This window comes from Streptomyces sp. NPDC002232, from assembly GCF_042890295.1.
In the GTDB taxonomy this organism is placed as follows: Bacteria; Actinomycetota; Actinomycetes; order Streptomycetales; family Streptomycetaceae; genus Streptomyces.
The window spans coordinates 292,084-310,026 of sequence record NZ_JBIARV010000003.1; the positions used below are offsets into that span (position 1 = coordinate 292,084).

Consider the following 17,943-nt stretch of genomic DNA (forward strand, 5'->3'; position numbering starts at 1 on the left):
ACGGGGCTCGCGTGCGAGGGGTCAGACGTCGGCGCGGACGCGGGCGTCCTCGGGGGTCCGCTCGTCGATCTCCGCGAGGTCGCGGTCGCGGGTCTCGCGGGCGCAGACGAGGGCGACGACGGTGAGCAGCGCGGCGGCGATGACGTACAGCGAGATCGGGGTCGAGGTGCCGTAGTCGGCGAGCAGCGCGGTCGCGATGAGCGGGGCGGGGGCCCCGGCGGCCACGGAGGAGAACTGGGCGCCGATCGAGGCCCCGGAGTAGCGCATCCGGGTCGCGAACATCTCGGAGAAGAAGGCCGCCTGCGGCGCGTACATCGCGCCGTGCAGGACCAGTCCGACGGTGACGGCGAGCAGCAGGGAGCCGAAGCTCCCCTCGTCGATCAGCAGGAAGAACGGGAACATCCAGGCGCCGACGCCGACCGCGCCGATCAGGTACACGGGGCGGCGGCCGATCCGGTCGGAGAGCGCGCCCCAGGCGGGGATGACGGCGAAGTGGACGGCGGAGGCGATGAGGACGGCGTTCAGGGCGGTCTGCTTGCTCAGGCCGACCTGGGTGGTCGCGTACACGAGGATGAACGCGGTGATCACGTAGTACGAGATGTTCTCCGCCATCCGCGCGCCCATCGCGATGAGCACGTCCCGCCAGTGGTGCTTGAGCACCGCCACCAGCGGCATCTTCTCGACCTGCCCGGCGAGCGCCTTGCGCTCCTCGGCGGCGGCCAGCGCCGCCTTGAAGACGGGCGACTCGTCGACGGAGAGCCGGATCCACAGGCCGACGACCACCAGGACGCCGGAGAGCAGGAAGGGCACGCGCCAGCCCCAGGAGGCGAAGGCGGCGTCCGAGAGCAGCGCCGTCAGCGCGGACAGCACGCCGGTCGCGAGGAGTTGTCCGGCCGGTGCGCCGGTCTGCGGCCAGGAGGCCCAGAACCCGCGCCGCTTGGCGTCGCCGTGCTCGGACACGAGCAGGACGGCACCGCCCCACTCGCCGCCGAGCGCGAAGCCCTGGACCAGGCGGAGCACGGTGAGCAGCACGGGTGCGGCGGACCCGACGGTCGCGTGCGTCGGCAGCAGCCCGATCGCGAACGTCGCCCCGCCCATCAGGAGCAGGCTCAGGACCAGCAGCTTCTTCCGGCCGAGCCGGTCCCCGTAGTGCCCGAAGACCAGCGCGCCGAGCGGCCGCGCGGCGAACCCGACCGCGTAGGTGAGGAACGACAGCAGGGTGCCGACGAGGGGGTCGGACTCGGGGAAGAACAGCTTGTTGAAGACCAGCGCGGCGGCCGACCCGTAGAGGAAGAAGTCGTACCACTCGATGGTGGTGCCGATGAGACTCGCGGCGACGATGCGCTTGAGGGAACCGGGGGGTGTGGGAGCGGTTGTTGCGGCGGCCATGTGCACCACTTCCGAGCGGATGACGGGGACGTTTCGGTGTCGCCACACCGTAGGAAGGGGCAGGTCAGCCGCGTATGTGGTGGGACACCATAGTTCGCGGCCGCTACATGCGCGCGGCGGCCATGACCCTGCTGCGCGGCCTTACGGAGCCCCGATCAGAAGGCGCTCGTGCACGTCGTCGACCCGCTCAAGGGCGCTGCCGAGAGTGACACGGACGGCGCCTTCCTCCCGTCGGCGGGCCTGTTCCTGGCAGGCGGTGAGGTGTGGGGGGGGGCGACCATGGAACCCTCCGGCGGCCGAGGGGTCAGGTGCGCGGGGTGACGCGCAGAAGCATCAGGGCGGTGTCGTCGACGGCGTGGCCGCCGGCGTGCTCGGACGCTTCCCGCCACAGGTGATCCAGAGTCTCGGCGGCGGTGCGTCCGTGGGTCGCGGCCAGTGCGGCGGCGAGCCGGTCGTCGCCGAAGAGCGGGCCTCGCTCGCGGGAGCGGGCTTCGGTGATGCCGTCGGTGTAGAGGAGCAGGGCGTCGCCGGGGCCCAGGCGGAAGGGTGTCTCACGGTGCCGGTCGTGGGCGATCGGCAGGAGGGGACTGAGGAGCATGCCGTCGGCGTGGAGTTCTTCGACGGTGCCGTCCGCCCGGCGGATCAGGGCCGGGGGGTGACCGGCGCTGGCGAAGCGGCCTCTGACGCCGTCGGCATCGGGACGGAAGACGACGAGGGCGGCGGTGAGGAAGCGGTCGCTGACCTGCTGGTCGACCATCGCCTCGTGCAGGCGGTGCAGCACGGTGACCGCGCTGGTGTGCTGGGTGGCTTCCGCCCGGATGGTGTAGCGGGCCAGAGCGGTGACCTTGGCGGCGTCGATGCCCTTGCCGCTCACGTCGCCCATGACCGCGCACCAGCTCTTGCCGCGGGTGCGGAAGAGGTCGTAGAAGTCACCCACCACCTCGGCCCCGGCGGCACCGGTGGCGTCGGCGGGCAGGTGCGCCCCGGCCACGTCCAGCCCCGGCGCGTCCGGCAGCCGGGGCGGCAGGAGGCTGTCCTGCAAGGTACGGGCGAGCGCCGCAGACGCCTCCCCGCTCGCCCGGGCCTGGCGCAGAGCCCGGCGCAGCGCGATCTCGGAGGACACCGACCGTGCCAGGGTCCGCAGGGCTTCGGACTGCGCGGGCGTGAACGGACGCGCGTTCTGGTCGACCACGCAGAACCCGCCCAGGACGTGACCGTCGGGCGAGAACACCGGATATCCCGCCCACGCCCCGATGTTCAGCGCGTCGACGGCCGCGAGGTCCTTGATCCGGGGGTCGCGGACGGCGTCCTCGGCGACCAGCTCCCGACCGGTTCCGATCAGGATGTGGCAGGGACTGTCACGGATGTCGTTCTCCCGTCCGCTCGCGGGGTCCATGCCCAGGGCGGTCTTCCAGAACGAGCGCCGGCCGTCGGCGACGGTGAAGAACGCCTTCTGCGCACCCGTGATCGCCAGCGCAAGCTGCGCGAGGTCGTCGAACGCCCCCTCCGGTGCCGTGTCCAGAAGACCGGACTCGGCCACCGCCGCCAGCCGTGCCGGGTCGAACACCGCCTCCGGCAGCTCACCCACAGCTCGAGAAGTCTCCGCCGCCATCATGCTGTCATCCGTCCCGAGGCCGTCCGCTCCGGGCAGGCTGCCCTGGTGCCAAGTGACCTGACAGGGAGCCTAGGCGAGCACGGCCCACGGCTCCAGCAGGATCACGTCAAACCAGCCGCACGTGACGGCTCCATGGGAAGCCAGGAGCGCGGTCAGGCTCTCGGCCTCGATTTGCCGTCTGTCGGGCCGTCGGAGCCGTCGACGGATACCTCACCACCGCAGGCCGGGTGCGGTCCGTCCCGGACACCGATCAGCAGGCAGCGCGAATGGTTCGGCCCTTCTCGGATGGCGATCAGCAGGCAGCGCGCGGACGGTTCGGCCCTTCGCGGACACCGATCAGCAGGCAGCTCGTCCGGTTCGTCCCGTAGCGGCAGCACACCTGCGCCGTCAGAACGGTGGGTCGTCGCTGTAGCCGCCCTCCCCGGCCTCGTGTGCGGCTCTGAGGCGGGCGTGGTGCACGCGGGCTGCTCGGTCGGAAGCGTTCTCCAGGCCGCTGGTGTCGTGGCCCCAGGAGTTCAGTGCGTTCAGAGTGCGGTCTCGTTGGTGTCGGTCGGTGCTGGTGTCCAGCAGGCGTCGCGCGTGTTCGGTCAGCTCGGCCTGGTGCCGGGCGAGGACGGGATGCTCGATGAGGGGGATGGACGCCACGAGCGCGGTGTGGCGCACGGCTGCGTTCTCGTGGTCGAGGAAAGGACGAACAGCGGAGTGGATCGCCGGCCGTGCGTCTCGGAACGCCCGCATCGGCTTATCGGGCCCTTCTCCGTCGAGCTGTTCCTCGAACGCCGCGCTTTCGTCGTTGGCGTCGTAGGCGGTGTCACCAAGCCATTCGAGGAGCTGGACGAGAGCCGGGCGGTGCTGTGTGCCGGCGTCGGGGTCCTCGTCCACCTGGATGGTCGGGTGACTGAGGATGGCCGCGACGTACAGCGCCACGGGGACGGTGGCCTCGTAGATGGTGTTCTGGTGAGTCACGGCCCCCAGCGCGTCGCGCAGAGCTGCCTCCCTGACACCGGGATCAGCATCGGTGAGGAGTGCCAGGGCTGCCGGCAGCGCCTCGGCCGTACCGAAGGCGGTGGCGAGTGACGTCCACTGCGTGGTCGCCGACAGCACGTCGCGGGATACGGGGACGGGATGAGGCTGATCCGTGAGGCTGCTGCGGTGGTCCACACCGTGAGGCTAATGCGTCGAGGAGGGGCCGTCGCCTTGCCCCGTGCCCTCCCGTCGGCGCGCCTTCACGGGGTGGGGCTGCGAGCGGTCATGTGTGGGCCGGCGAGGTGGAGTTGGTGTCCTTCGCGGCGTTGGGGTGGACGGTGTCGCGGAGTGTCTGGAGGCGAGCGGTCAGGTCGGTCAGCTGGGCGGGGGTGAACAGGCCCGTGAACCAGTTCTCGATGTCCTCGACGTGGCCGGGCAGGACGGCGTCGAGTCGGGCGCCGCCTTCGGGGGTGAGGGCGGCGTAGGTGCTTCGCCGGTCCTCCGGGCTTGCCTCGCGGTGCACGAGGCCGCCCCGCTGGAGGCGGTCGACGAGGCGGGTGACGCCACTGGTCGACAGGAGGAGCTGCGCGGCCAGGTCGCTCATGCGCAGCCGGCGTCCGGGCGATCGGCTCAGCCGCATCAGGGCACCGAAGTCGAGGGACGACAGGCCTGCCTGATCCAGGGTCGGGGCGAGCCGTGCGATGAGGCCGTCGTGGGCTTCGAAGAAGAGACCGGCCGCGGTCAGCCGGGGGTCGTGGACGACGTCGGGGTTCATGGAGACAGCCTAGCCAAGTACTTGCCGTGGGGATAGTTGACGTGAGGAACATCTTCCGGGTAGATATTTACCTGCCGCGAGGATATTCCTCACGGCAACTAAAATTGACGAGGAGTCCGCCATGACCGTCTGGGCCGCCGCCTTCCGTTCCGCCGTCCTCAGCCCCTACGAGGGCATCCAGATGAAGCCGTCCCGCGGCTTCCACGACCACACCCTGCGCCAGATTCTCCACCTCGACGGGGGAGGGGAGGCGCTGCGGGTCCTCCTCAGCAACGAGTACGGAAAGGAACCCCTCGTCGTCTCGGCCGCCCGGGTCGCCGTCCGCACCGAGGCGGGCGCGATCGACCCCGCCACCGACACCCCCCTGCGCTTCGACGGCGCGAGTGAGACGGTCATCCCCGCCGGCGAGCGCCTCCACAGCGATCCGGTTCCCCTCGCTGTCCCCGCCGGCGCCGACCTCGCGCTCACGCTCCAGCTCCCCGGGGACACCGGCCTGGCGACCTACGCGCACACCCCGTCGCAGAACGCCTACCTGCTCCCCGGCAGCAAGGTCTCGGCGGACTTCACCGATGCCGAGGAGATCGACGGACGGTTCTACGTCACCGGTGTCGACGTTCTCGCTCCCGAGGGGACCGCGGTCGCCGTCGCGTTCGGCGACTCGTGGTTCGAGGGTGTCGGCACCTCCACCGGAACCAACCAGCGCTTCCCCGACCAGCTGAACCGGCGCCTCGAGCGGGGATGGGTCGTCAACCAGGGGATCGGCGGCAACCGCCTCCTGACCGACGAGGTCGGTCTGCGGGGCCTGGCCCGCTTCGACCGTGACGTCCTGACCGTTCCGAGCGCCACCCACGTGCTCTTCCACTTCGGGCTCAACGACGTGGGCCTGCCCGGCATGGCCGGGGAGGCTCCGGCCACCGCCGAAGACCTCATCGCGGGCTTCACCCGCCTTGCCGAGCAGGCACGCTCCGCAGGGCTGAAGACCATAGCCCTGACCATGGGCCCCTACGCCGGAACCATCTACCCGGGCATCGACACCGTCGAAGGCCGTGCGGTCCGCCGCGAGGTCAACGACTGGATCCGTACCTCCGCCGTCTTCGACGCGGTGGCCGACATCGCCGCGGCCGTCCAGGACCCGCACGCCCCGGACCACATCCGCGCCGACCTCGACAGCGGAGACCACCTCCACCTCAACGACGCGGGCACCCGCGCCATGGCCGCCGCCATCGACCTCGCCACGCTCGATCTGTGACCGTACGGGCCACGGAGCCGTCAGTGGGCGGCGGCCAGGACCGCCGTGAGGCCCTCTCGCAGATCCTTGACGAAAGAGGCGGGGACTTCCAGGGACGGGAAGTGGCCTCCGGTCTCGGGCGAGTTCCATCGGACGATGCGCCGGTAGCGCTCCTGTGCCCACGGGCGCGGAGTCTTCTCGATGTCGCGGGGATACATGGTGATCGCTGCCGGGACGTCGACCCGCAGCTCGGGGTCCAGCGAGTTGTGGCTCTCGTAGTAGATACGGGCTGCTGACGCGCCGGTCCGCGTGAGCCAGTACAAGGTGACGTCGTCGAGGATGCGGTCCCTGGAGATCGCCTCGAACGGGCTGTCCTCGGTGTCCGACCATTCGGCGAACTTGTCGAGGATCCAGGCGAGAAGCCCGACGGGCGAGTCGACGAGCGCATAGCCGATGGTCTGCGGCCGGCTGGCCTGCTGCTTCGCGTACGCCGCGCGGTGCTGCCAGAAGTCGCGGGTCTCTTCCGCCCACGCGCGCTCGACAGCCGACAGTCCTTCCGACGTCAGCCCCGGAGGCGCCTCCGCGAACAGGGTGTGGATGCCGAGGACGTGTTCCGGGAACCTGCCCGCGAGCACCGTGGTGATGTTGCCGCCCCAGTCGCCCCCGTGGGCGGCGAACCTGTCATACCCGAGTCGTGCCATCAGTTCCACCCACGCGGCCGCGATCCTCTCGGTTCCCCACCCGGTGGTCGTCGGCTTGTCGCTGTAGCCGAAGCCGGGCAGTGACGGCGCCACGACGTGGAACGCCGGCGCGTCGGCATCCTTGGGATCGGCCAGCTCGTCCACCACGTCGATGAACTCGACGATGCTGCCCGGCCATCCGTGCGTCAGGAGCAGCGGCGTGGCGTCCGCGCGCATCGATCGGCGGTGCAGGAAGTGGATCCCCAGTCCGTCGACGGCCGTACGGAACTGGCCGACGCGGTTGAGGCGTTCTTCGAACGCCCGCCAGTCGTACCCGGTGCGCCAATAGTCCACAAGATCGACGATGTCCGCGCGAGGGACGCCCTGGGCCCAGCGGCCGGCACCGGGAGCGGCGCCCTGGACCGTCTCGGCCTCCGGGAGCCGTGCCGCGGCCAGCCGCGCGCGCAGATCGTCGAGGTCGGCTTCGTCGGCGTGGGCTTCGAAGGCGTGCACGTCGCTGTTGGGGCGGTTCATCGACCCTCCTGTGACTGTCGTGGAACCAGCTCCGTGAGGAACCGGCTAAGACGGTTCTAACAACTCCCTCCCGCTCGACGCAACCGCCTAAGGTGGTTCCATGCATGCTGAGTTCCCCCCCTTCCGCCTCGGCAAGGTGCTCGCGACGAGCTTCACGGCGACTCTGACGGAACGCCGGGGCAACCCTGTCGAGCGCATCCCCGTGCCGCACCGGCTCGTCGACTGGCTGGCGGTGAGCGGTCTCGCCGTGGACTCGGTCACCTCTGCCCAACTCGCCCTCGCCCGGGAGCTCAGGGAATCGATCCACGCCGTCGCGACCGCGGCCGCACTCCGAGGCGATCTCCCCGGATCCGCCGTCCAGGTCATCAACGACTGCAGCGCTCGAGGCCGCGCCGCGGCCGTCCTGACCCTCGAGGGCAAGCGCCGCTGGCGGCTCGGCCCGGACTCCCGCGTCGAGGATGCCCTCGGCGTGATCGCGGCTGACGCGATCGAGATCGTCTCCGGTGAGCGCGACGGGAGCCTGGCCCTGTGCGCATCGCCGACGTGTCGGGCGGCCTTCTTCGACTCCAGCCAGAGCCGCACCCGCAAGTGGTGCGAGATGAACACATGCGGCAATCGAGTGAAGAAGGCGCGCTTCAACGCCAACAGGGCTGAAATGAAAGAGCGTTGATGCGGTCACATGGTGGGCGGAGCGTATGAGATCCGCCGAGTATGTGACCGGCCTCGGTTGCGGATCGTGTGCTACGACTCGCGCCTCATCTCGCTGTGTCCACCCCGCACCGACCTCTCCTGGAGCTTTCTGAAGTACGTCGTCGTGCGCGGGTGGTGTGCTTCAGGCGGTGATCGCGGTGACGGTGAGAGTGGCCACGGCCAAGGCCACGAGGACTGAGGTGAGTGCGAGGAAGCGGGGGTTGCCCAGGTTCACGGTCCAGCCGATGCCGATGCGGGGGGTGACCAGCACCGCCGGGTCGTCGGCGTTGATGTACAGGGTTCCGGCGCCGTACCAGAAGCGATCGTCGTCGCGGGGGACCAGACCGGTGTCGGCCTCGGTGGGGTCGATGACGGCTGCGGGCAGCCGGCGGCCGCCGGGGCCCACGCGCAGGAGCAGGTGGGTGGCGATCGCCAGGGTCGCCAGGCAGGGCAGGCCGATGACCAGCGCGGTCAGGGGCTGGGAACGGATCTCGCTCCACGCCATCGCCGACAGGCCGAGCAGCATCATGTCCATGAGCGCTGCCGTGGCGAGCAGAGAGCGGGAGAGGCTCGTGAGGTAGCGGCGGTACAGGGCGGCACCGGTCTGGGGGCGGCTGACATCCAGGTCGGCCCGGGCTCGCAGGACGGCCGCGACCGTGCCTGCCACGCCGGCGGTGAGCAGGACCTGGGCGATGACGAAGGCGAACGCGGTCCACGGGGTGGTCGTGTACCGCGGGTGGACGGTGCCGTCGGCCGACAGGTACGGCAGCGTCAACTCCGCCGGCAGGTCCGGATAGACGGCGACACCGGCGAGGACGCTGGCGACGACCGTCACGACCGCGGGGATCGCCCACGGCCAGGGGAAGCGGACGGGATCGGTGCGCAGGGAGGTGTCGGCGGCGGCACCCTGTCGGGTCTGCCGGTACCAGCCGCCACGTTCCTTGGCGTCGACGAGCGCCCGGTGTGCGCGGCTCCACAGGACGATCGCGGCGACGGTGACCAGGAGGGCACCGCCCAGTCCGCCGACGCCGGGCCGGTCGAGAGCGGCGGAGGCGAGGAGCACGGGTCCGGCGGTGGCCACGCCCACCGAGAGGAGCCGGACGCGGTAGTGCCTTCGCTGCGCGGTGACCTCGGGGGCGCCGGCCCTGTGCGGGGGCACCCGGACGCCGAACGGTACCTGTGGGGGGTTGACGAGCGGGCTGGGGGCGAGGGCCAGCCCGGCGCAGACGGATACCAGGATGCCGAGGTCGACAAGTGCGTGGTGCAGCAAGGCGTTCACTCATTTCGTGATCGGATGTTCATGGTCGGCGGAGGACTTCGCTACGGGTGTCCGGGGGCTTCGTCCCTGCCGGGAAAACCGCGGAGCGTCGCTTCGACGTACGTGATCACCTCGTCCTTGGGCACGCCGCGGACGTCCAGCTCGGCCAAGAGCGTGCGCATGCGCCGGTCCCAGTCGCCTCCGGTCGACGGCCGCTTGACGTCGGGGTGGATCACGGCGCCGCTCTTGCGGTTGACGCGGACGAACCCTTCGCGTCGGAGCAGGTCGTACGCCTTGCTGACGGTGTGGAAGTTGATCGCCAGATCGACGGCCAGCTGTCGGGTCGAGGGCAGGGCGGCGCCGGGGCCCAGTACGCCGTCGGCAATGGCCTCCACCACCCGGTCGCGGATCTGCTGGTAGATGGGGACCTCGCTGTCGAGGTCAAGTAGTAGCTGCACGAGGGGAATTGTATCTGCTATACATCTACTAGAACAGACGCACAGGGTCCTGGTGCCGCACTCCCCCCAGCGGAGGAGAGGCGCCCCGAGGGAGGGACGTGCCCATGGCACACGTGAAGGTTTCCACCACCGATCTCACCGTCGAGTTCAGCAGGTACGAGGGCTTATGGCTCCGCCGCGACGCCCTCACCGTCCCCCTGGCCGCGGTCCTCCGCGCCGTGCCGGTCGACGCGCCCCTGCAAGCGGCGTACGGGACCCGCAAGGGGATCGAGATCTCCGGCTTCACCAAGATCGGCGTCTGGGGACTGGTCAAGGGGCCCCGCCGGCTCGTCGTCGCGTACCGGAACCGGCCCGGACTCCTGCTGACGCTCGACCGCGCGGTCACCGGCCAGGAGTACGACGAACTCGTCCTGTCCCTCGACGAAGCACGAGAGGTGTGCCGGCTGATCGAGCAGCGCCAGGGGAACAGCTGATGGCACGGCGTCACCTCTCCGGCCTCCTCGTGGAGGTACGGGGCTTGACCAAGCGATTCGGTTCGGTCACCGCGACCGAGGACCTGAGCTTCCACGTGACGCCGGGCGCGGTGACCGGATTCCTCGGCCCCAACGGTGCCGGGAAGTCCACGACCCTGCGCATGCTTCTCGGCCTCGTGACCCCGACGGCCGGAACCGCGACGATCGGGGGACTCCGCTATGCCGAACTGACACGCCCGACGAGCCAGGTCGGCGCGGCGCTGAGTGTCTCCGCGTTCCATCCCGGCCACACGGCCCGCGACCATCTGCGCATCCACTGCGCCATGGGTGGTCACCCCGCCGTCCGGGTGGACACTCTGATCGAACAACTCGGGCTCGCACCGGTGGCCGACCGACGCACGCGGACGTACTCCACCGGCACGCGCCAACGGCTCAGCCTCGCGACGGCCCTGCTCGGGGATCCGGAAGTCCTCCTCCTCGACGAACCGGCCAACGGCCTCGATCCGCAAGGCATCGCCTGGCTTCGTGGACTGCTGCGCGAGAGGGCGGCCGAAGGACGCACCGTGCTCGTCTCGAGCCATGTGCTGAGCGAGGTCCGTCAGGTCGCCGACCACGTCGTCATGATCAACCGGGGCCGGCTCGTGGCCGCCGCCCCGTTGGCGGAGCTGGAGCGCTCCGCCCCCGGCTCCGTACTGGTCCGCTCGCCGGACGCCTCCGCTCTGCGCGAGGAGCTGCTCCACAGGGGCCGACAGGCCGGGGTGACCGTGGACGCGGCGGCGGACGGATGGCTCCGGGTCAGGAACATGACCGACCACGGCGTCGCCGATGTCGCCGCGAGGGCCGGACTGCGCGTACACGGGCTCATGACCCGGGCAGGAGGTCTGGAGGAGATGTACCTCCGCCTCACCGCAGAGCAGAGGACGAAGGACGCGGAGGCAGAGCGATGAACGCGTTGATCAGGGCGGAGTTCCGCAAACTCCTCTCCACCCGGCTGTGGTGGGGGGCGCTGACGGTCGCCGTGGGCCTCGGCGCCGGACTGACCGGTCTCCTGACGCTCGTGGGCCCCGAGAACTTCGACCCGCCGATGCCCGGCCTGGACACCGAGGACGGCGTCCGGACGGTTCTGGGGATGCTCGGCTTCACGGTGATCATCCCGGCCGCACTGGGCACCCTGGCGATGACCTCCGAGTACCGGCACGGAACCATCACCCACACCTTCCTCTTCGCACCGAGACGCCGGCAGGTACTCATCGCCAAGACCGTCGTCTTCGGGACCGCCGGACTCGTCTACGGAACCGTGCTCACCGCCACGGCCGCGGCCGCCTTCTTCGGCGGCACGGCGGCCAGGGGCGTGACCTCGGCGATGGCGACCGCGGAGGTGCTGCAACTGCTCGCGCGCCTGGCCGTCACCATGGCCGTATACACACTGCTCGGGGTCGCCGCAGGAGCACTGATCCGCCATCAGGTGGCGGCGCTCAGCCTGGTGGTGGGCTACCTCTACATGGGCGAGCTGACACTGACGTTGATCCCCGGTGTCAAACTCGCCTACCCGCTGCTCCCCGGCGGAGCCACGGCCTCGCTGACCGGCTTCACCTACATCGCCGACTCCCTAGCCGGCCAGCTGGCGACCCGTCCCGTACCACTCCTCCCGCCGTGGGGCGCGGGACTCCTGCTCACCGGGTACGCCCTGCTGGCGGCGATCGCCGCGGTACTCGTTCCGATGCGCCGGGACGTGCGCTGAGGGTTCGGGCTCTCCGCTGCCGGACCAGGCCAGCTCCCGTGCGGTCCATGCTGCCCGGATCTCCTCCGCCTGTCCGGTGTGCAGGGGTGGGCGCAGGTGCCCCGGGCGCTCAAGTGCCGTGTCCCAGGGCAACGGTCAGGGCGCCGTCGCCGAGGGCCTCAACGCCTGGCCGTCTCTCTTACCGGTGCCGGCGAGCGGTCAGCTGCGCCACCTGAACAGCGGGAAGTGCCCGGAGATCGGCAACTCCAGCAAGGACAACGGCGGCCCCGCCCAGCAGTGGACGTCCGCCGGGCGGAGTCGGCCCGGGTGCGCCGCTCAGACGTTGTTCTCCTTGAGCCACTCGACAAGCTGGGCCTTGCTCCATGGGCCGATCTTGGTGCCGACCACCTTGCCGCCCTTGAACAGCAGATGGGTCGGGATGGCGGTCACGTCGTACTTCGGCGGGGTGACGGTGTTCTGGTCGATGTTGAGGTTGCCGACGGTCAGGCGGCCGGCGAACTCGGCCGCGATCTCCTTCAGGACGGGCTCGACCATTTTGCAGGGCCCGGACCACTCGGCGAGGAAGGAGACGAGGACGGGGCCGGACGCCTTGACGACCTTCGCGTCGAAGGTCGCATCGGTCAGGGTGACGATCGTGCTCACATGCGCTCCAAGCGAGGGGGAGGGTGGTGCCACACGCGGACGGGGGAAGCCGACGGCTCAACGGCACACACGGCGCTCGCGGAGCGCGGTACTGAGCCGGACGACGAACGGCTGCACGGGCTTCGGCGCCGACGTGGACGAGGTCATGCCTCATACCTGTTCCTGGGCCGGCAGCCTCAGACACAAGATCTCAGAGCGGGCCGAAACCAGCCCATGTCGCCGTGCCGGGGCGCGGGAGGAAGGAGTCTGCCCCCGCGCAGACCAGTACCGTCGGTGGCTTCCTGCGGAGCCCGGCCGGTGTTTCCCCACATTGACCTGAAATACGGCCGATCCTGCATACCGGCCGGGCTGTCCACCGGCCGTCCCACTGCTTTGGTGCTCCCGGCGGCGCTCTCGTCAAGGCCACTGCCGCGCGCCGTCGTCGGGCTGCTGGTTCAGGCCATTCCCGCGGCACGTTCACGCCGGAACCGCGACAGGGCTTTCCTCTCCCCTACAGTTCCTGCGACCCCACCACGTGCTCCCGCGCGGCCCACGACCTGTGTGGGACATCCGCGTCACCTCGCCTCAAGGAGTTCCCGTGCACCGAGCGCCCCTCCGCACGGCCGTACCGGTCACGGCCCTGCTCTGTGCCGCGACGCTCGCCCTCGCGTCGCCCGCCCATGCCGCCGGCTCCTCCGACCTGTACGCCTCCGTCACCGCGGCCGGGGCTCCCGGGACCGTCACCTACCGGCCCTTCTTCGGCAACGCCGGACCCGACCGCGCCGCGGGCACCGTGACCGCCGTCCTGCGGCTCCCGGCCCAGACCACCGGCGCCACCATCGACCTGTCCGGCTGCGCCTACGACAACACCGCGAAGACCGTCACCTGCGACCTCACCGGCATGCCCGACGGCCAGGGCTTCGTTCCCGTCGTGACCGCGAAGATCAATCCGCTGGCGGTCGGAACGCTCACGGCCACCGCGACCATCACCGGGGCCGACCCCGACCCCGACACCACCAACAACTCCGCCAGTGTCTCCTGCACCGCCCTGACGGGCCTGGCCATCACCTGCTGACGTAGAAGAAGCACGCGGCCCCTCAGGGCCAGCCCGACGACCGTCAGGCCCGGACAGGTTCTCCGGCGTCCAGCAGTATCGAGAAGGGGTACACCTCTTGCCCGGCACACCCGCATTCCGCAACTACGTCGACATCATCCTGGAGGGACTGGCCGACGAGCCGGGCCGTGAGGTCGTCGTGAGCGGTGAGCGGCGCCTGACCGCCGTGCGGTTCCGCTCGATGGTGCACCGGTTCGCCCGCGTCCTGCACGAGTACGGAGTCGGTCCCGGCCGGACGGTGACACTGCTGTGCGGCAACCTCCCGGAGACGATCGCCGCGCGCTACGCCGTCAACCTCCTGGGCGGGCACTTCAACCACCTCTACAACCGGTTGTCCGCTGACGTGCAGGCCCTCATGATGGCCGACGTCGACACGTACCTGCTCATCGTCGATCCCCGTCTGGAGGACCGCGCCCGCGAACTGCTGCGCGCCGTTCCGCCCGTCGAGCACGTCCTGCGCCTCGGCGCGCGGCCCGGCGGCGCGGCGCGGGACGTTCCGGCCCCGCACCTGGGCGAGGATCTCCTCGCTCTGGCCGACAAGCAGCCCAACACGCCGGTCCCCAGCGGTGCGAGGGCCGAGGACCTGTGCTTCATCCGGCACTCGGGCGGAACGACCGGCCACCCCAAGGGCGTGCGGTCGACGTTCGGGCGGATGCAGGACAGCATGGCCCTGACCCAGCGGCTGTTCACCGGGGGAGACCGGCGCGACCTGGTGTGCACCCCGCTGTCCCACGCGGCCGGCTTCATCGCGGACGCCACCCTCGCCTCCGGGGGCACCGTCGTCCTGCACTACGCCTTCGATCCGGCCGACATCCTCGCCACGATCGCCCGCGAACGCATCACGAACATGATGCTGCTGCCCCCACTGCTCTACCAGGTCCTCGACCACCCCGACGCCGCGAGCACCGACACCTCCAGCCTCCGGCAGATCACCTACGGCGGCACCCCCTCCTCACCGGTGCGCATCGCCGAGGCCGTACGCCGCCTCGGCCCCGTGCTCCAGCAGGGCTACGGGCAGTTCGAAGCGGGCGCCGTCAGCGTCCTGCCCGCCGCCGAGCACGACCCCGACCGCCCCGACATCCTGCGCACCGCGGGACGGCCCGTACCCGGCGTCGAGGTGGAGATCCGCGACGCCGACGGCCACGCCCTGCCCACCGGCGACGTCGGGGAGATCTGCGTCCGCTCCGTCCACGCCTTCGAGGGCTACTGGAAGAACCCGGAGCTGACCGACCAGGTCCTCAAGGACGGCTGGGTCCTCACCGGCGACCTCGGACGGCTCGACGAGCACGGCTATCTGAGCGTCGTCGACCGGATCAAGGACATGATCGCCGTGGTCGGCGGCCACGTCTACACCACCGAACTGGAGGACTTCCTCCACACCCACCCCGCCGTGCGGCAGAGCGCCGTGTACGGCGTCAAGGGCGACGGCGGACACGAACGCATCCACGCCACCGTGGTCACCGCTCCCGGAAGCCGGGTCACCGCGGACGAGGTACGGACCTTCGTACGCGGGCAGCGGGGCGCGATGTACGAGCCCGACCAGGTCACCTTCACCGACACACTGCCCCTGACCGATGCGGGCAAACCCGACAAGAAGGCACTGCGAGCCGCCGCGAGCGCCGACGCGGTCTGACCCGGAGGCACGGGACGACTCGTCGCATGCGATCCCGCGCCTCCCATCGGCATCGTCCGAGGCCGGCACGTTCTGGTTGAGCTGGGTGTACTGCTCTCCGCCCCTGCGGCGCCGGTCGCCGATCGCCGACGGGCGATTCGACTCGCCTCTGCTCCATCAGCTCCGGCTGTCGACCTGGCCCCGTCGACCGAGAGCCAGGAGGTCACGGTCGCCAGACGGTGAGATCCAGGGTCACTGTGAGGAAATCTCCCTCGACGGAGACCACCAGGTCCGGGTCCTCGATCCCGGCCGCGAACTCCTTCGCCGGCACCTCGTCGAGCAGGAAGACGAAGTGCTCGATCACCACAGGAATGCCGCGGGGCTCGCCGTCAGGATCGACATCCGTGTTCGCGCGGTCCGCCGCCAGACAGAGCATCGTCACGAACACCCTGAGGTGGTCCGCCCCCAGGAGAGCGTCGGCCCCGTGCACCACCACGACGATGCCGATCCCGCCGGTGGCGGGATGATGAAGATCATCAAGACTGTCGACCAGAGCATCCCAATTACGTCCGAAATAACCTGGAAATCCGATCGCCTCGGCGAAGGCGTCGCAGGTGCTCACCTGGTCCGCCAGGTCACGGGCCTCCAGCTCGTACACCCGCCCACCCGCGGTGCGCAGCGCGAGCACCTGCTCGTCGAACTCGACGGCCTCGCGCGGCCCGAAAATGACCCAAGGCGCCTCCGGCTCGCTCACATCGAACGAGGTCACAGCTGTCCTCTTCCTGGTGTATTCGCGGATGGGGCAGGCTTCCCGCAACCTGGCCGCGAAGTTCGCCTGTTGAAGTCGAGAGTCGCACCTGTGACGACCAGGCCCCTGGTGGTCGGGTTCTCAACCATGGTCACCCGACGTTCCGGACACCCCCGAGGGCCGCAGCATCCGTAGTGCGTCCGTCAGTGTCAGGGGGCTGTCGGTGATGGAGCAGACTTCCAGCCACGTCAGGTATCCGTTCCGGGCGAAGGCCAGGACCTCACCGATCCAGTCCTCTTCCGCGTCGAACAGCTGCGCCTGAGCGACCACGACCGTACCGGCGGGAGACGGTGCTGCCGGCACGGCGTCCGCGTCCAGGTCGAAGTACGTCGTGCCGCAGCCGCATGTGCAGCGTGCAGAGATCCGCAGGTGCGGCACCTGCCGGCGCAGGGCCCGGTGAGTGGCGTCCCCGGTGCCGAGGAGAAGGCCGAGCGCGTCGGCAACATCGGAGGGCAGCTCTGGCGTCATGCGTGCACGGTATGCGGGTGCGGCGTCTCCAGGACATCACGTTTCCGAGCGGCGAACTCTCCCGGGGCGAGATCCGATGAAGTCAACCGGTCAGCCAGTGGTAGCGGTGAACACGGGTGACGTTCCCTGGGAACAATGGTCGTCTTCGTCTGCGGGGCGCACGGACTGCCGCAGCGCGATGTCGCCGACGTTCGTGAGCGGCGTGCCCGCAGGGACCGCGTCGTGTGTCGCGTATCCAGGTGCCGGGGTGCTGGACGCTCATGTGGATTCGGCTCCGTCGAGGATCTTGTGAGGCCGCGGGACCGGGAGTGCGGGGTCACCCGCTCCTGAGCCGTCGGGGCGCCAGCGCGACGACACCCGCGAACAGGACCGGTTCCGCCGACTCGGCGAATCCAGAGGGGTAGACCCGACGGCCGCCGAACCCCCACCGACGGCCGGGTCCCCGACATCGCCCCCACCCTCCAAGTCCCCCGATCGCGACGAAGCGAAGGCGCTGACAACACGGTTCGGCCCGCACTCTTCGCTTGAGGGCCGCATCGTGTTCGGTGGCTGCGGACCCGGCGGTCCCAGTCGTCACCGGTGCGTCGACGGCTCAGTTCGTGGCTGCGGTGGGGGCCGGTCCGTGATCTTGAGTTTCGGTGAGGGGGTTGTGGCGGGGCCAATGGGGATCGTCCCAGCGATCGCCCCCGGACAAGCCGACCAGTCTGAGGCGTTGCAGCAGGTCGTTCGGGGCGTTGCCGGCTCGAAGGCGGCCCGGTGCATGGCCGGTGAGCCATGCGGTGAGCACGGCCAGCAGGTCGACCTCGTCATATCGGCTGATCCAGGGCAGTTCGTCGAGGAGTAGTGCATGGGACCAGTCGGCGATGGCTTCCACGAGGTTCCGGTCGGCTGCGGGATGGTCGAGATCCTCCCAGGCATCGAGCCAGGGACGTAGTTCCCCGGAAACCTCGACGCACAGGACGAGGGCTTCATGGGCGTGAGCGTCGGCTGCGACGAGGTTCCGCATCCAGAATGCCCACAGGAACTCCCGCACCGACGCCACCTGCTCTGCAGGCCACTCCTGCCAGCAAGCCCGAGCGAACGACTGGCCGATTTCTTCCTGATATTGGAACGACTCCGATCCGATGTCGGTGAGATCGCGCGCGAGCTGAGGCAGGATTCGGCGGAGCACCGCCGCGTGATCGTCCCAATCAGGCGCCTGCCAAGTTCGGCGCAGAAGGTCGGGGGCGAGCTCCACATCCGGCACCTTGAGCAGCGCAAGCTCTTCGGCGCTGCCCCAATGGCACTCGCAGTTGACTTCTTCGGGCGCTGCCGTGGCGCCGCGGAACGTGGCGGCAAGCCCCCTCAGAGCAGCATCGAGACGGCGTTCGGCGTCGCGGGACAGGAGATCAGTCATGTCGACATTCGCCCTCAAGGACTCCGTCGGCCTGCGCCGCACGAAGATTCCCACGATACCGGTCCGGGGAAGCAAGTCCTGAAGCAGGGAGCACCAACCTCGCCGGACACTGCCGCG

Annotated in this window: 18 protein-coding genes; 7 read left to right on the forward strand and 11 right to left on the reverse strand. The window is 70.0% G+C overall.

Annotated features, from left to right (window positions below; all coding sequences use genetic code 11):
• Positions 1-21 precede the first annotated feature (21 nt).
• The 4 genes from ACFYXU_RS13960 to ACFYXU_RS13975 all read right to left on the reverse strand — a co-directional run bounded on the left by ACFYXU_RS13960 (position 22) and on the right by ACFYXU_RS13975 (position 4,745).
• Positions 22-1,389 (reverse strand): MFS transporter, encoded by a 1,368-nt coding sequence (locus ACFYXU_RS13960; RefSeq protein ID WP_389409042.1) that lies wholly within the window; start codon positions 1,387-1,389, stop codon positions 22-24.
• Between the two features lie 304 nt (positions 1,390-1,693).
• Positions 1,694-2,977, reverse strand: a complete 1,284-nt coding sequence (locus ACFYXU_RS13965; RefSeq protein WP_376511214.1) for a PP2C family protein-serine/threonine phosphatase — start codon at positions 2,975-2,977, stop codon at positions 1,694-1,696.
• 414 nt (positions 2,978-3,391) lie between these two features.
• Positions 3,392-4,165: a hypothetical protein gene (locus ACFYXU_RS13970; RefSeq protein WP_389409043.1), complete on the reverse strand. Its 774-nt coding sequence runs from the start codon at positions 4,163-4,165 to the stop codon at positions 3,392-3,394.
• An 88-nt stretch (positions 4,166-4,253) separates the two neighbouring features.
• Positions 4,254-4,745 carry a MarR family winged helix-turn-helix transcriptional regulator gene (locus ACFYXU_RS13975; protein WP_389409044.1) on the reverse strand — a complete coding sequence of 164 codons (492 nt, stop codon included), beginning with the start codon at positions 4,743-4,745 and terminating at the stop codon, positions 4,254-4,256.
• A 121-nt stretch (positions 4,746-4,866) separates the two neighbouring features.
• On the opposite strand from ACFYXU_RS13975, the gene ACFYXU_RS13980 reads away from it, so the two are divergent.
• Positions 4,867-5,994, forward strand: coding sequence for a GDSL-type esterase/lipase family protein (locus ACFYXU_RS13980; RefSeq protein WP_389409045.1), 1,128 nt, complete (start codon positions 4,867-4,869; stop codon positions 5,992-5,994).
• 20 nt (positions 5,995-6,014) lie between these two features.
• Here the strand turns inward: ACFYXU_RS13980 and ACFYXU_RS13985 are convergent, their stop codons facing one another.
• A complete protein-coding gene (locus ACFYXU_RS13985) occupies positions 6,015-7,187 on the reverse strand; it encodes an epoxide hydrolase (RefSeq protein WP_389409046.1) in 1,173 nt (390 codons plus the stop codon).
• 100 nt (positions 7,188-7,287) lie between these two features.
• On the opposite strand from ACFYXU_RS13985, the gene ACFYXU_RS13990 reads away from it, so the two are divergent.
• On the forward strand, positions 7,288-7,857 hold the full coding sequence (locus ACFYXU_RS13990) for a CGNR zinc finger domain-containing protein (protein WP_389409047.1): 570 nt from the start codon (positions 7,288-7,290) through the stop codon (positions 7,855-7,857).
• Between the two features lie 162 nt (positions 7,858-8,019).
• On the opposite strand, the gene ACFYXU_RS13995 is transcribed toward ACFYXU_RS13990, so the two are convergent.
• On the reverse strand, positions 8,020-9,156 hold the full coding sequence (locus tag ACFYXU_RS13995) for a DUF1648 domain-containing protein (RefSeq protein WP_389409048.1): 1,137 nt from the start codon (positions 9,154-9,156) through the stop codon (positions 8,020-8,022).
• 41 nt (positions 9,157-9,197) lie between these two features.
• Positions 9,198-9,593, reverse strand: a complete 396-nt coding sequence (locus ACFYXU_RS14000; protein WP_376511201.1) for a GntR family transcriptional regulator — start codon at positions 9,591-9,593, stop codon at positions 9,198-9,200.
• Positions 9,594-9,697: 104 nt separating this feature from the next.
• Between ACFYXU_RS14000 and ACFYXU_RS14005 the strand changes: the two genes are divergently transcribed.
• The 3 genes from ACFYXU_RS14005 to ACFYXU_RS14015 are packed head-to-tail and all read left to right on the forward strand — an operon-like array spanning position 9,698 to position 11,807.
• The gene (locus tag ACFYXU_RS14005) at positions 9,698-10,066 is read left to right on the forward strand and encodes a hypothetical protein (RefSeq protein ID WP_376511199.1); all 369 of its coding nucleotides are present in this window, start codon (positions 9,698-9,700) and stop codon (positions 10,064-10,066) included.
• Positions 10,066-11,013 (forward strand): ABC transporter ATP-binding protein, encoded by a 948-nt coding sequence (locus ACFYXU_RS14010; RefSeq protein WP_389409049.1) that lies wholly within the window; start codon positions 10,066-10,068, stop codon positions 11,011-11,013. Before ACFYXU_RS14005 ends, ACFYXU_RS14010 begins: the two co-directional genes overlap by 1 nt.
• Positions 11,010-11,807 (forward strand): ABC transporter permease, encoded by a 798-nt coding sequence (locus ACFYXU_RS14015; protein ID WP_389409050.1) that lies wholly within the window; start codon positions 11,010-11,012, stop codon positions 11,805-11,807. Before ACFYXU_RS14010 ends, ACFYXU_RS14015 begins: the two co-directional genes overlap by 4 nt.
• Before the next feature lie 315 nt (positions 11,808-12,122).
• Here ACFYXU_RS14015 and ACFYXU_RS14020 read toward each other — a convergent pair whose 3' ends face one another.
• Positions 12,123-12,449, reverse strand: a complete 327-nt coding sequence (locus ACFYXU_RS14020; RefSeq protein ID WP_389409051.1) for a thioredoxin family protein — start codon at positions 12,447-12,449, stop codon at positions 12,123-12,125.
• Between the two features lie 577 nt (positions 12,450-13,026).
• Between ACFYXU_RS14020 and ACFYXU_RS14025 the strand changes: the two genes are divergently transcribed.
• Positions 13,027-13,503 carry a hypothetical protein gene (locus tag ACFYXU_RS14025; RefSeq protein ID WP_389409052.1) on the forward strand — a complete coding sequence of 159 codons (477 nt, stop codon included), beginning with the start codon at positions 13,027-13,029 and terminating at the stop codon, positions 13,501-13,503.
• 97 nt (positions 13,504-13,600) lie between these two features.
• A complete protein-coding gene (locus ACFYXU_RS14030) occupies positions 13,601-15,175 on the forward strand; it encodes an AMP-binding protein (RefSeq protein ID WP_389409053.1) in 1,575 nt (524 codons plus the stop codon).
• Between the two features lie 202 nt (positions 15,176-15,377).
• On the opposite strand, the gene ACFYXU_RS14035 is transcribed toward ACFYXU_RS14030, so the two are convergent.
• The 3 genes from ACFYXU_RS14035 to ACFYXU_RS14045 form a co-directional block, all read right to left on the reverse strand.
• A complete protein-coding gene (locus tag ACFYXU_RS14035) occupies positions 15,378-15,923 on the reverse strand; it encodes a barstar family protein (protein WP_389409054.1) in 546 nt (181 codons plus the stop codon).
• A 120-nt stretch (positions 15,924-16,043) separates the two neighbouring features.
• On the reverse strand, positions 16,044-16,430 hold the full coding sequence (locus ACFYXU_RS14040; protein WP_389457762.1) for a hypothetical protein: 387 nt from the start codon (positions 16,428-16,430) through the stop codon (positions 16,044-16,046).
• 592 nt (positions 16,431-17,022) lie between these two features.
• Complete coding sequence (locus tag ACFYXU_RS14045; RefSeq protein WP_389409055.1) at positions 17,023-17,826, reverse strand: hypothetical protein; 804 nt, start codon at positions 17,824-17,826, stop codon at positions 17,023-17,025.
• Positions 17,827-17,943 lie beyond the last annotated feature (117 nt).